Below are 13768 nucleotides of genomic sequence, written 5' to 3'. Positions count from 1 at the left end.
AAAATGAAAACTTTCTCACTATCCGTGTTGAGTAGTTTGCTCTTACTTTTGCCAACCTTAGCGATAGGGGCTCAGCAACAAGAAACTGAGCCAACTGTCGAAATCGGTGCCAAAGTTTATCAAGAACGTTGTGTACTTTGCCACGGAATGCAAGCTATGGGAGAAGGCGTTCTCCCAATGAAGCTTAAAAACTACCCGAATACGAATCTACTTAAACGTATTCGAGCAAAAAGCCGTGGCGAGATACATGATGTGGTAACCCATGGTGCATCGCTTGAACATATCTCTGATTTTATGCCTCCGATGGGGGCTGAATTAACGTGGACAGAATTGGAAAGTGTTGTTGATTTCCTCATGTTGCTCAAGCGTGACACGCAGCAAGGCTTAGCCATGCTAAAGAACAAAAGCTCTAGTGTGATAGATACTATGGACTCGTTTGCTGGCAGAGATATCTATGAAACGCGGTGCGTTTTGTGCCACGGGCCAACTGGCGAGGGAAATGGGAGAATGAGTAAAATCATTAAATCTCCACCTCCTTATAACCTCACACTTTCAAGGCTTCCAAAAAAGTACATTGTGAGTATTGTTACAAAAGGAGGGGAAGCCATGCAACGGTCTGGTCAAATGCCCCCGTGGGGCGATCAGCTCAATAAGGAAGAGATTGAGCACGTAGTTAATTATGTGATGTCGTTGAGGAAGTGATGCAACGCTTTACATCTTTGCCCATTACGCAAGAAGCATTATTTTTAAATAGACGCCATTTTATTAAGCAGGCCTTTTGTACCGGTTTATTGGCGTCTATGCCTAACTACGTGTTTTCTCAAACAAGTGGTAGCCAACTGGTAACCCCTATGAAAACCGCTTCTACTTACTGCAATTACTACGAGTTTTCAGATAACAAAAAAGTCATTCATCACCTTGCTAAAGCGCTCGCTATTTCACCTTGGACTATAACTATAGACGGCGAGGTAGAAGAGCCTACGGTTTTAAATGTTGACCACATTACGCCAACGGTTTCTCGAGTCTATCCTATGCGTTGTGTTGAAGGGTGGACAGCAGTTATTCCGTGGCAAGGTATCCAACTGCGCGACTTATTGACGCTAGTTACCCCTAAAAGCAGCGCTAAATACGTTAAGTTCTATAGCGTTTACAGACCGTCTGAAATGCCAATGCAAAGGCGTGAGCATTTTTCCTGGCCCTATGTTGAGGGGTTGAGGCTAGACGAAGCAATGCATCCTCTTACCATTCTAGCTTTGGGGATGTACGACAAACCACTAACAAAACAAAACGGAGCGCCAGTGCGCTTGGTAGTGCCTTGGAAATACGGTTATAAAAGTATAAAAGCCGTAACGCGCATAGAGTTCACAAGCTCACAGCCAATCGGTTCTTGGGAGCAAGCTAGCCCCAGCGAGTATTCTTTCTATGCCAACGTAGATCCGAAGAAACCTCATCCAAGATGGAGTCAAAGAAGGGAACTGTTACTTGGAGAAAAGCAAAAGCGACCTACACAGCGTTTCAATGGGTTCGCCAAGCAGGTAGCTCAGATGTATAGCGAGTAGTAATGTGGAAAGAACACTACGCTTTTTGGGGCGCCATTGCGCTTTTCTCCGTTATGCAATCTATGTCTCTGGTTTCTTGCTAAGTGGTTTTTTAGTCTGGAACTATATCGATACTCAGCACAACGTATATCAAACGTTAATGGCACTTACAGGGCAATACTCACTTGCGTACCTCATTCTCGTATTGCTCATTACGCCTCTGCGAAGGTGGTTCGTTATAGTATGTCAGTACTGGCACCTTTCTTACGGCAAGCGTTTGAGTGACTGGAATTGGCTAATAAAGCTACGCCGAAGTCTAGGGTTGGTAAGCACGTGGTTTGCCTTCACGCATCTATTAATTTACCTATGGCTTGACCTTGCATGGTATTGGCAAGAGATTGTATGGGATGCGCGTAATCGATATTTTGTAGCCTTTGGGTGGTTAGGCTGGTCGATATTGACGGTATTGGCTATAACCAGCCCCGATATTGCTCAAAGGGCGCTAAAGCGCAGGTGGCGCCAGATTCATCGTAGTATTTACCTATTGGCAATTATCGTACTGTGTCACTTCATGCTTAGCGAGAAACAAGGCAGTAACGAGGTTGTACCCTGGGCAATTGGTATTTTTATCTTGTTACTTCATAGGGTGTGGTTTGGCGTTATGAAAAATAGTAAAAATGCAACGGACAACGGTATGCTCGTATATCGTCACAATAAAGGACGTGGCGCTAAATACCTTGAGCAAGATTAATCTAAATTCGCGACTTGTTTGCTGCTGTGTAACAGTATTGTCATAAAAATAACATTTAATAGCGGCATCAATTTTCGACACCTCCCAAAAGGTTATATTGTGTTCAATTACACTAGCATTAGCCGTTTAGTAATGACGCCTGTTCTCGCCAGTTTATGTTTACTTGTTTTGCTCAATGACGCCTCAATCTTAAAATCTTTTTCGGTACTCAGTTCGTTTGATGAACTAGAAAATACGTTGGTGCAATCTGAACGCGATGTAAATAGTGTACTAAGTACATTCAAGACACAGGTACAAGAATGGAAAAATGTATTACTTCGTGGCCATAAACAAGAGGATAGAGAAAAGTACTGGAACCGCTTCAAGCAACGCGAGACTGAAATTACCCAACAGTTCGAGTTGATGCTTACCAATGATGTCATTAGCGATAAAGCGAAATCAGAAATACGTCAATTTCAAAAAGCGCATGCATTGATGGCGGCAAAATATCGAGAGGGCTATGAGGCGTTTGTGGCATCTGGCTTTGACCCGAAAGTGGGAGATAGTTATGTACGTGGAATTGACCGTGAGCCAGCAAAGTTACTCTCTAGTATCGCTGATGACATTGCAAGCGAGTCCGCCAATGCAATTGCAACGCTAAAAGCGACAACGCGCAGTATGCTGTGGATGATCTTGCTAGCAGCAATAATACTATCTATCGCATCGGTAGCTTATGTTATTTCCAGATTGCGTTCGCAGGTTATCAAGCCCACTAAACAAGTGGCGGCATGTATTGCCAATTTGGCCAACAGCAAATATGACTATGCGTTAAATTACACCAGTCAACATGAATTAGGTGTACTAGCAGACTCTGCAAGAGCACTACAAAGCAAACTCAATGAGTCTGTGGTTCAGCTTCAAGAGGCTGAACGTGAGATGGAGCGCGCGTTTGGTACGCTGAATCATGTGGGTCAATCAATAATGGAAGGCGCTAACGAACAGCGTGACGCTTCTCGCTCTCTTGATAATAGCACTGATAAGCTTAGAGAGATTGTGCAAAATCTGGTGGCTATTACTGATCAGGTTGCAGTGGCGACAAATAACTCAGAACAAAATGTCGCTAGTTGCTATACGACATTTGAAAAGGCAAACCTTGGGTTTAAACAGCTTGCTAAAACGGTAACCGAGTCGAGTAATATCGTGTCAGAGTTACAAAGTCGTAGTACTAATATTTTGAAAGTGGTTAATGTAATCAACGAAATTGCTGATCAAACCAACTTGTTAGCCCTAAACGCTGCAATTGAAGCTGCAAGGGCAGGTGAACACGGTAGAGGTTTCGCTGTTGTTGCTGACGAAGTTCGCGCTCTGGCAGCAAAAACGCAACAATCCACCAAAGAAATTAATGACATTTTAAGCAGCTTTGAGTCGGAAGCAAAAGGTGCCGTTGCTGCTATGGCATCAGGTAAGCAACTGTCAGATACCAACGCCTCTGAAGCCGCTACAGCGTTAGAAACACTTAATAATGTGGTTCGCGATATTCAAGAAACGGCCAGTGTCGTTGTGGCCCTCAATGAAGCCGCGGATGAACAAGAAGCCGTGTTACACCAAGTAGAGGCGATTATTAGCAAGGTAGTAACGTCATCTGAACGCTATCATCAACTTGCGCAAAAAGATGATATGTCACGTTCGATGAAAAGCATGTCGCATAACGTGGAAAAGGTCGTCAACAGTTTGACCCGATAAGTTAGCTTTGTCAGTATTACAAAAGGAGCTTCGCGCTCCTTTTTTTGCAATAAAGGTACTGTGTTTTAATGACCCCGTTAGTTTTTCATCCGATTTACAGTCAACTTGACTTGCCAGAGCGACATCGCTTTCCAATAGAAAAGTACGTAGGAATACGTGACGAGCTAGTCAAAAGAGGCATTGAGTCAAGTCGCTTTGTTGCGCCAACCCCCATAGACAATGAAACCCTTCTTACCTATTTTTCAGAGCACTATGTTCGTACTTTGACAACCGGAGAGTTAGATAAACAAGCAATGCGTCGAATCGGCTTTCCCTGGTCGGAGCAACTCATCGAGCGCACGCGTACTGCTGTTGCAGGTACTCGTTTAACCGCGCAATTGGCCCTTGAGACAGGTAAGGCTCTAAATCTAACCGGTGGCTACCATCACGCTTTTTCAGACTTCGGCTCAGGCTTTTGCCTATTTAACGATTTATATATTGCAGCCAAAACAATGCAACAGTCTCCAGAAATTGAAAACGTACTTATTGTTGATCTGGATGTTCATCAAGGGGATGGTACCGCCAAGCTGGCCGAAAATGACCCCGACATATTTACCCTGTCGATTCATGGTGAAAAGAACTTCCCTTATCGCAAACAGCAATCGGATTTAGATATTGGTTTAGCAAAGGGCACAGGCGATGATGAATACCTGTCGACGTTGGAAGAAGCACTTACACTCGCACTAAGACAATTCCAACCTGACGCCATTATTTATGATGCTGGAGTAGACGTACACATTAATGACGACTTAGGTCATCTTAATATTACGACGGAGGGTGTTTATCAGCGCGATAAGCAAGTATTTGAACTAGCGCATAGACTCGGCGTGCCTATTGCGGCAGTTATTGGTGGAGGATACCAGCGCGACATTGCCGCACTGGTTGATGTACATATTCAGCTCTACCGCGCGGCTGGTGTAATCACGTAAACGGCGAGACAACTTACAAGAAATGCAGTTGAAAACCGATACCAATACGTTCTTGTGAACGGTTGTAATCGATAAGTGAGTCGCCGTAACCATTAAAGTACTGCAATAGCACTTCGTATCTATCCGAAATAGGATAAGTAAGATCTAGCTGTATGCTACCTCTATTTGAGTCCAAATCTAAGTTGTTGCGAAGCAGCGCTAGCATCTTGAACGCGCCAACTTTGCGGCCATAGCCTAATTCCACACGACCGTAGTAATCTAGAATATCTGGGTTGTCATCGCCAGAAGGGTCAGAAGGGCTCTCCTTTTCATCTTCAGGAATGCGATACCAGGTTTTTAGGTAGTAAATGTCGTCGTCATCGCTAAATACGATAGAGGCAAATATTCGATTCCAGCTTCTAGAGCGAAAGCCGCTTTGCCCATTAGACATGTGGTTAAAACCAACTTGAAAGGTATTAAATTTGTAGCCTAATACAGAATAATCGGCGGTTTCTTGCCAAAAAATTTCAGGTTCGTAGTTAGTTTCTCTAAACGGTTTAGACACTTCGCTATTATATAACTGCCAGAATGAAGTAAGCGTAAAACCGAAATAGACACCATCAAAGCCACTTTCTTCAAGATACAGAGGCAGCTTCGCACTTACTTGAAATTTTGCTTCGTTGTTATCAACGTTCTGTTCATTAAGATCTTCATTACCTATTGTGTTAGGTGATGATGCATAAGTGTAAGGAAGAAAATAATTTTGCCGATGTTGGGTTATTGCAAACACATTATCGAGCGCTTCCTTATCACCTTCTAATCGCTCATCAAGGGCACTTTGAGTGGTCGTGTCGCGTTTGATAATATCAATAACTTCAATTCCACTTTTTTCCTCTTCCTGATTAGATTGCGCTTCTTTGGTTGTTGAAGGTAGCTTCTCTTCTTCGTAATCGGTGGGATGGGTTTGCGAATACACAGGGGAACACACGGTAGCAATCACTGCTACCAATAAAGGCTTTAACACTGACACCTTTTAATCTCCATAATAAGGGTTTTGAGTTGTGCTTAACTGAAGTCCAGTGTTTGGCCTTCCGAAGATGCAAATACATGTAAAGTAGACTCTGCAATAGTGACATATTCATTACAGTGGGTCACCACATCATCTATATCGTCGTCAGTGCGTTCTGGATCATGACTATACAGCGCTAATTTTTTTGCATTACATGCCATTGCCAACTTTACTGCTTCTTCGGCAATTGAATGGCCCCATCCGGTTTTTGCTGGCATATCAGACAACATGTATTGTGCATCATGAATGAGAAGGTCAGCATCGAGCGCAAACATAACAAACTCTAAAAAATCAGTTTCTTTTTTGTAAGGCGGATAGAGTTCATTGTCTGTGATATAGGCAACTTTGAGTCCGTCTGCTTCAATACAATACGCACTGCCTTTGCCCGGATGATTCATGCGTAAGCGCTTGACGACAGCGCTACCGATAGCGAATTTATCTTGCCCTTCAGGCAATTGTTCGATGGTGATGTTGGCCTTTAGCGCTTCAGGTGGGACTGGAAACAGCGAGCCTTCCATTTGACGAATAATCTGGTCAGGCTCATTGAGCATGGTTTGTCCGGGGTAAATGTTAATTTCACGGTTTTCTTGATAGATAGGCGTAAAAAATGGAAACCCCTGAATGTGATCCCAGTGATTGTGGCTCAATAGCAAGTGTATGGGCGTTTGCTTTTTAACGAGCTGCCCGCCTAACTTGCGAATACCCGTTCCAGAGTCGAGAATGATATCAGTACCGTCCTCAAGCTCTATATGGACGCATGCAGTGTTGCCACCATAGCGAATAAAATCGGCTCCCGGTGTGGGAATTGACCCTCTTACGCCATAAAAAGTTAACCGCATACGCCCCTCGTTCTTACTTATTGGGCAAGTTTAGATGTTAGAGTGCGGCGACAAACTCTCTCGCTGCGCTTAAATCTAATAACTGCTTCTCGCCCGTACGTCTATTCTTATACTCAACTTGTTGATTATCTAGGTTTCTTTCACCAATAACAATACTGTGTGGAATACCGATAAGCTCCATGTCATTGAACATAACACCAGGACGTTCTTTTCTGTCGTCAAACAGAACTTCAACGCCAAGCTCAACAAGCTCTTGGTAGAGCTTTTCCGCTGCTTCTTTGATGCGGTGAGATTTGTGCATATTCATAGGTATAAGTGCAATTTTAAACGGTGCAATAGGATCTGGCCACTTAATGCCAAATTTATCGTGGTTCTGTTCAATGGCTGCCGCAACAATACGTGAAACGCCAATACCATAGCAGCCCATGGTTAAGGTTTGATGCTTGCCAGTTTCTGTCAATACGCCACAGTTCATTGCTTCAGAGTACTTACTGCCTAGCTGGAAGATGTGGCCAACCTCAATGCCGCGTTTGATATTAAGCGTGCCTTTGCCATCAGGAGAAGCATCGCCTGCAACCACGTTGCGAATATCAACGCCAGTGACGTCTTCAGACCAGTTAGCATTCATATTCACTTTGCCGCCGGCGCCTGCACCAGTGGTGAAGTCTGCAAGGGCTGCTGCACTGGCATCAATGAGTGCTGGTACAGGTAAGTTAGTTGCATCTGCAAACAATGGTGAAACGCCAAGCACTTCTTTTGCTTGCTCAAACGACGCTTCAACAAGTGGACTAGCAACGTTGTCCAATTTTTCTGCTTTGACATCGTTAAGTTCGTGGTCCGCGCGAAGCACAAGCGCTACCCATTTGTCGGCAATGACTTCTTCGCCTTTGCTGTTTACATCACAGGTCGCCTTTACCAATACAACTTTGACGGCGTTTGTTGCGTCGGCTTCTACGCTTTTTAAAATAGCATTAAAATCTTTGCCTTTAGCATCCTTGGTTTCAACTGCGGCACCTGAAGCAACTGACTTCTCAGGGGCAACTGCCGCGGCCATTTCGACGTTAGCTGCATAATCACTATCACTTGAGAAAGCGATGTCGTCTTCACCTGACTCTGCAAGTACATGGAACTCATGAGAATGGTTACCACCAATTGAACCTGAATCGGCAATAACTGCTCTAAAGTCTAGACCCATTCGCGAGAAAATATTGCAGTATGCGTCATACATTTTCTGGTAAGTTTCTTCTAGACAGCTTTCCTCCAAGTGAAAGCTATAAGCGTCTTTCATCGTAAATTCACGACCGCGCATAATGCCAAAGCGAGGGCGAACTTCGTCGCGGAATTTAGTTTGTACCTGGTATAGGTTCAAAGGAAGCTGTTTGTAACTACTGATTTCATTACGTACAAGTGCGGTAATAACCTCTTCGTGTGTCGGACCAAGCACAAAGTCTCGCTGATGACGATCTTTAACGCGAAGTAGTTCAGGGCCATATTCGTCCCAGCGGCCAGACTCTTCCCAGAGATCAGCGGGCTGAACCACAGGCATAAGCACTTCAATGGCGCCTGCTTTGTTCATTTCTTCACGAACAATATTGGCTACTTTATTGAGAACGCGAAGACCAGACGGTAGCCAGGTATAAAGTCCTGATGCTAACTTTCTGATCATACCAGCGCGAAGCATAAGCTGGTGGCTGATAACTTCTGCATCTGCAGGGGTTTCTTTCTGCGTGGCAAGCAAATATTGACTAGTGCGCATGTAAAGCAGGTTTCCTGTAAAAATTATTTATCGTAGATCTGGCGTATTCTAATTAACTGTGAGCAATTTCGCCACAAACGCGTTAGCTTAAAGCGGATTTATCTGCGTCACTCTCACGCATCCACCTAAAACAATGAAGCTGAGGTCAACATTGTATAGTGCAACTTTATAGGTTTTGGGGTCATTATCGCATTGTTGCTTGTACGCTGGTCTAGGGTCTTGAGATAACACGCTCGTGGCGAGTGATTTAAAGTCACCGTGCTGTTTTTCCAGTTCCTCAAGTGTTGCTGATAAGACACTGTCAAATTGAACCGTTCTTTGCGGAATTGGATGATATGAGCTTAATTTATCGGTAGCGCCGCTAATCGCATCAGCATAGGGTAAGTAAGGTTTAATATCGATTATTGGTGTGCCATCTACAAGGTCGACACCCTCTACGGTAAGCGCATAGGAATCACCGTGTTTTACGATGCCTTTATTTAGTACTACCGACATGCCAACGCTGTTTGGTCTATGTGTGCTTCTCGTTGCTAATACGCCAGTACTTGCATTGCCACCTAAACGAGGGGCTTTAACTTTACTCTTCCAGCCTCTGGCTTGAGTTTGGTGAAAGATAAAAAGTAACCATAGATGTGAAAAGCCGTCGATACCTTCAAGCATATTGATGTCGTCAAAGCCCGGTAAAAAGCTGATAGTCCCTTTTGCTTTTGCTAAACCCGGCTGGCGAGGGATGGCAAATTTCTGTTTGAAGGGAGTCGCAATGGTCGCAATCGGTGAGAAAGCGTAATTCTTTGACGTCATCATGAACACCATCAGGTTTATCTAAAAATCTGAAAAAAAGGGCGAAGTGTCACATAACTCTCATAAACATCGGGTAAGTTAACACTTCAAGTGAATACTTGAGCCGCATTTAAGCACTAATCAGTTTTGACTGATAGCAATTGTAAAAATGTGGTCCCTGGATCCAATCAAATTTAGGCTCACGCTATCGTGAGCCGCTTTTTTATTTCCGTGTTTTCATTTTTTCTAACTGCGCTTCAAAGTATGGGCAACCTAGTGATTTTGCTTTAGCAATGTTGTGGCTGAAGATTTTTTCAGCATCATCTTCATTTTTCATGTAACGAGATATATCACTTTCTCTAATCAGATGAAGAAGCGGGTAGGGTGAGCGGTTTGTATAGTTCTCACTGTCGTTCTCGGTGTTGCCATCAAATACGTAGTTTGGATGGAAGCTCGCTAGCTGATAAGTACCGCTATAACCCCAATCATGTAACATGCGCTCAGCAATCGCGAGTACGTCGAGGTATTCGTCAAAATCAGCTAACGCCTCATGAGTTAATATCAGCAGCGTGGTTGCAGTCTTGTCGTCATTGTCTAAATGATGAAGTTCATTAAACAAGCCTTCGAGAATGTCGCCAGTATCGCCAGCGAGTACTTCAAGGCGAATTTGATTAGGAGAGCGAACATATTTTGCAAAAGGACAAAAGTTATGCGCAATAACAATATCATCCACCCAATTTAGCGTAGCGTTGATGTAATGGGAATGCGATAAAGAAGAGGGCTGGTATTTGTTTGGCATTGGACGTGTACAATCTAAGGGAATTAAAGGCACCATATGCAATGGTGCCAATAGCTAATGAACTAAGAATGATACTTAACGTAGGCTTCTAGCGTATTTTCAATCAAGCTTGCTACCGTCATTGGGCCTACACCACCTGGTACTGGGGTGATCCATCCCGCACGCTCTTTCGCTTTCTCAAAGTCTACATCACCCACTAACGACCCATCATTAAGGCGGTTAATGCCCACATCAATAACGATAGCGCCAGGTTTGACCCAATCGCCAGGGATAAAGTTAGGTTTACCTACCGCCACAACTAATAAGTCAGCACGCTGAACATGACTTTTCAGGTCTTGAGTAAATTTATGACACGTGGTTACCGTACATCCGGCAAGAAGTAGCTCTAGACTCATAGGGCGACCGACAATATTTGAAGCACCTACGATTACTGCATCTAAGCCTTTTACTGGTCTTTTAGTCGACTCAATCATTGTCATGATGCCTTTGGGCGTACAAGGACGAAGGGCAGGTATGCGCTGCGCGAGGCGACCTATATTATACGGGTGGAATCCATCTACATCTTTATGTGGCTGAATGCGCTCTAACACTTTTTCAGCGTTCAATCCTGCAGGTAGTGGGAGCTGAACCAAAATGCCGTCTATTTCCTTGTCTTCGTTCAACTCGTCAACGAGGTTAAGTAGCGTTTCTTCGGTGGTATCTGCAGGTAGATCAAAAGAGCGAGAGACAAAACCTACTTCTTCACATGCCTTACGCTTATTAGCAACATAAACTTGAGACGCTGCATCACTTCCTACTAGGACAACAGCAAGACCAGGTTGTCTTTTTCCAGCTTGTGTCAGTGATTCAACATAGGATGTAACGTGTTGGCGAACTTGTTTGGCAATTAGTTTGCCGTCGATGAGGTGAGCGGTCATAGTGTTATTTATTAAAGTATAGTGGTCAACAAGTGCCCTATATTGTTTCACAAAACGCTATTGCTAAACCAGCACTAAGCCTTCTCTTAATGAAAAAAGAGACTAAAGATGTGTACAAACGCAAATTATCCGTACACTTTTTTCTTATCCAAACGCAGTTTTTCTTATTTGTGCTTAAATGATGAAAACGTGTCACGCTAATTTTGCCGACAAAAAAGGGTGTAGCTAAGTAATTTCTTGCTTGTTTATTGCTCTTTTTGTTCAAAAAAAAGTTATAATGCGCGCTTTATGAGCGGTTGGAAAATTTATTTAAAAAAGTGTTTGACGAGGTGGGGTCATGTCAGTAATATTCGCACCCCGTAACGGCACAGAGACAAAACATCTCAGAAAGCAGTTACATCAGTCGGTGAGTGGCGCAGCTTGGTAGCGCACTTGTTTTGGGTACAAGGGGTCGCAGGTTCAAATCCTGTCTCACCGACCACTTTTTGCAGCGAAGATTCGCCGAGCGCCCGTAGCTCAGCTGGATAGAGCAACGGCCTTCTAAGCCGTGGGTCGCAGGTTCGAATCCTGCCGGGCGCGCCATGCGGGTCAGGTAGGTCCTGACAGGATGGCAGAATTTTCAAGTTTACATGTTTAACAATTCACATGTAAACTATGCAAGCACCTCTATGGTGGGCGTAGCTCAGTTGGTAGAGCCCCGGATTGTGATTCCGGTTGTCGTGGGTTCAAGTCCCATCGTCCACCCCACTTTTTGCGGAAGTGGTGGAATTGGTAGACACGCTGGATTTAGGTTCCAGTGCTTCACGGCGTGAGAGTTCAAGTCTCTCCTTCCGCACCATATTTTCAAGCTTTATCTAAAGCTTTTCAAAGATATCTCTGTCGGTGAGTGGCGCAGCTTGGTAGCGCACTTGTTTTGGGTACAAGGGGTCGCAGGTTCAAATCCTGTCTCACCGACCATTTATCTCTCTTTTCTTGAAAGCCTTTTAAATCTAAATGTCCATTTATCGCTGAATCGATACTTTTAGTGCTTGTTTGGTCGTATTCTGCACAAATGCGCGTTACAAACTTGTGTTTCCCTCTCGACTCTTGTGATCTGCGGCTGTATACTACCGCGTCTTTTTTTAACCAGTACGTTTGTTTCAGGTTGGCTTTTTGACATAAATATTGTCCTAACCATGATTGTATAAACGTCAGATAACGACCTCTTCCCCGCAAGTGATATGCAACATTGCATGACGGGAGAGGGGATTGAGAACAAAACGCCTGTAAAGGCGTATAGTTGAGGTAACATAATGCAAGTTTCAGTCGAGACGACCCAGGGTTTAGAACGCCGTCTTACTATCACCGTTCCAGCAGACGCGGTTGATTCAGCAGTTAAGTCACGCCTACAGCAGTTGGCAAAAACACAACGCATTAACGGCTTCCGCCCAGGCAAAGTTCCTGTAAGCGTAATCAAAAAGCGTTTCGGCCAAGCAGTTCGCCAAGAAGTTGCTGGTGACGTAATGCAACAAAACTTCTACCAAGCGGTTATTCAAGAAAAAATCCAACCAGCTGGTATGCCAAAGTTTGAACTGACTAAAGACGAAGACGGTCAGGACCTAGAATTTACTGCATCTTTCGAAGTTTACCCAGAAGTAGAAGTGAAAGGTGTTAGCGATATCGAAATCGAAAAGCCAGTAGTAGAAATTACTGACGAAGATCTTGATAACATGATGGAAACGCTTCAGAAGCAACACGCAACTTGGAAAGAAGTTAAGCGTAAAGCGAAAAAAGATGACAAAGTGATCATCGATTTCGTTGGTTCTATCGACGGTGAAGAATTTGAAGGCGGCAAAGCAGAAGATTTCGCACTTGAGTTAGGCAAAGGCCGCATGATCCCAGGTTTCGAGAAGCCTCTTGTAGGTGCGAAAGCGGGCGAAGAAGTGACTATCGAAGTAACTTTCCCTGAAGACTACCACGCAGAAAACCTGAAAGGTAAAGACGCGGTTTTCCAAGCAACTGTTAAGAAAGTAGAAGGTCAATCTCTACCTAAAGTTGACGAAGAATTTGCGAAGCTTTTCGGTGTTGAAGAAGGCGGTGTAGACGCACTTAAAGCAGAAGTTCGTAAGAACATGCAGCGTGAACTTGACCAAACGCTAAAAGCACAGGTTAAAGAAGACGTTATCGCTAAACTAGTAGAAGCTAACGAAATCGATATTCCTCAAGCGCTAATCGATCAAGAAGTAAATGCGCTTCGCGAGCAAGCAAAGCAACGCTTCAGCCAACAAGGCGGTGGTCAGAACCTTCCTGAACTACCAGCTGAGTTGTTTACTGACAACGCTAAGCGTCGTGTTTCAATTGGTCTACTTCTTGGCGAAGTTATCAAGAATAACGAACTTAAAGCTGACGAAGCGAAAGTTAACGAGATGATCGAAACTGCAGCATCTGCGTATGAAGATCCACAAGAAGTTATTGATTACTACAACAATAACCAAGAGCTTATGCAGCAAATGCAAAACGTTGCACTTGAAGAGCAAGCGATTGAGTGGGTTCTTGAGCAAGCAAAAGTTACTGAAGTAACTAAAGCTTTTGACGAGGTTATGAACAAACAGGCGTAATTTTTTACTGTCTGATTGACAATACTTGTCAGCAACTGCTTAAATGCTCGGAG

At 43.9% G+C, this 13768-nt stretch carries 12 protein-coding genes and 5 tRNA genes; 11 read left to right on the top strand and 6 right to left on the bottom strand.

Going from position 1 to position 13768, the window contains the following annotated elements; translation table 11 throughout:
* The first annotated feature begins 3 nt into the window (after positions 1 to 3).
* The 5 genes from OZ660_RS13490 (at position 4) to OZ660_RS13470 (ending at position 4979) form a co-directional block, all read left to right on the top strand.
* The gene (locus tag OZ660_RS13490) at positions 4 to 702 is read left to right on the top strand and encodes a c-type cytochrome (RefSeq protein WP_274741248.1); all 699 of its coding nucleotides are present in this window, start codon (positions 4 to 6) and stop codon (positions 700 to 702) included.
* On the top strand, positions 702 to 1559 hold the full coding sequence (gene msrP / locus OZ660_RS13485; RefSeq protein ID WP_274741247.1) for a protein-methionine-sulfoxide reductase catalytic subunit MsrP: 858 nt from the start codon (positions 702 to 704) through the stop codon (positions 1557 to 1559). Before OZ660_RS13490 ends, msrP begins: the two co-directional genes overlap by 1 nt.
* Before the next feature lie 4 nt (positions 1560 to 1563).
* Positions 1564 to 2289, top strand: a complete 726-nt coding sequence (locus OZ660_RS13480; RefSeq protein ID WP_202262026.1) for a sulfite oxidase heme-binding subunit YedZ — start codon at positions 1564 to 1566, stop codon at positions 2287 to 2289.
* Between the two features lie 99 nt (positions 2290 to 2388).
* A complete protein-coding gene (locus OZ660_RS13475) occupies positions 2389 to 4011 on the top strand; it encodes a methyl-accepting chemotaxis protein (protein ID WP_274741246.1) in 1623 nt (540 codons plus the stop codon).
* Between the two features lie 68 nt (positions 4012 to 4079).
* Positions 4080 to 4979, top strand: a complete 900-nt coding sequence (locus OZ660_RS13470) for a histone deacetylase family protein (RefSeq protein ID WP_202262024.1) — start codon at positions 4080 to 4082, stop codon at positions 4977 to 4979.
* A 13-nt stretch (positions 4980 to 4992) separates the two neighbouring features.
* Here the strand turns inward: OZ660_RS13470 and OZ660_RS13465 are convergent, their stop codons facing one another.
* From OZ660_RS13465 to folD, 6 genes are all read right to left on the bottom strand, one after another.
* Positions 4993 to 5988, bottom strand: a complete 996-nt coding sequence (locus OZ660_RS13465) for a phospholipase A (protein WP_202262023.1) — start codon at positions 5986 to 5988, stop codon at positions 4993 to 4995.
* Positions 5989 to 6023: 35 nt separating this feature from the next.
* Entirely contained in the window at positions 6024 to 6866 is an 843-nt protein-coding gene (locus OZ660_RS13460; protein WP_274741245.1) for an MBL fold metallo-hydrolase, read from the bottom strand.
* 37 nt (positions 6867 to 6903) lie between these two features.
* Positions 6904 to 8622 (bottom strand): proline--tRNA ligase, encoded by a 1719-nt coding sequence (locus tag OZ660_RS13455; protein ID WP_274741243.1) that lies wholly within the window; start codon positions 8620 to 8622, stop codon positions 6904 to 6906.
* Positions 8623 to 8709: 87 nt separating this feature from the next.
* A complete protein-coding gene (gene tsaA / locus OZ660_RS13450; RefSeq protein ID WP_159627028.1) occupies positions 8710 to 9426 on the bottom strand; it encodes a tRNA (N6-threonylcarbamoyladenosine(37)-N6)-methyltransferase TrmO in 717 nt (238 codons plus the stop codon).
* Between the two features lie 199 nt (positions 9427 to 9625).
* Positions 9626 to 10201: a DUF1415 domain-containing protein gene (locus tag OZ660_RS13445; protein WP_274741242.1), complete on the bottom strand. Its 576-nt coding sequence runs from the start codon at positions 10199 to 10201 to the stop codon at positions 9626 to 9628.
* Positions 10202 to 10263: 62 nt separating this feature from the next.
* The gene (gene folD / locus OZ660_RS13440; RefSeq protein WP_202266071.1) at positions 10264 to 11118 is read right to left on the bottom strand and encodes a bifunctional methylenetetrahydrofolate dehydrogenase/methenyltetrahydrofolate cyclohydrolase FolD; all 855 of its coding nucleotides are present in this window, start codon (positions 11116 to 11118) and stop codon (positions 10264 to 10266) included.
* Positions 11119 to 11522: 404 nt separating this feature from the next.
* Between folD and OZ660_RS13435 the strand changes: the two genes are divergently transcribed.
* The 6 genes from OZ660_RS13435 to tig all read left to right on the top strand — a co-directional run bounded on the left by OZ660_RS13435 (position 11523) and on the right by tig (position 13715).
* Positions 11523 to 11599: transfer RNA gene (locus tag OZ660_RS13435), tRNA-Pro, on the top strand.
* A 24-nt stretch (positions 11600 to 11623) separates the two neighbouring features.
* Positions 11624 to 11700: transfer RNA gene (locus OZ660_RS13430), tRNA-Arg, on the top strand.
* Positions 11701 to 11789: 89 nt separating this feature from the next.
* Positions 11790 to 11865 (top strand) — tRNA-His (locus OZ660_RS13425).
* Positions 11866 to 11871: 6 nt separating this feature from the next.
* Positions 11872 to 11956: transfer RNA gene (locus OZ660_RS13420), tRNA-Leu, on the top strand.
* Between the two features lie 42 nt (positions 11957 to 11998).
* Positions 11999 to 12075 (top strand) — tRNA-Pro (locus OZ660_RS13415).
* 335 nt (positions 12076 to 12410) lie between these two features.
* The gene (gene tig, locus OZ660_RS13410; RefSeq protein ID WP_274741241.1) at positions 12411 to 13715 is read left to right on the top strand and encodes a trigger factor; all 1305 of its coding nucleotides are present in this window, start codon (positions 12411 to 12413) and stop codon (positions 13713 to 13715) included.
* Positions 13716 to 13768 lie beyond the last annotated feature (53 nt).

It is taken from the genome of Alteromonas sp. 009811495, assembly GCF_028865455.1.
GTDB lineage: Bacteria > Pseudomonadota > Gammaproteobacteria > Enterobacterales > Alteromonadaceae > Alteromonas.
This window is presented reverse-complemented; position numbering and strand designations above follow the sequence as displayed.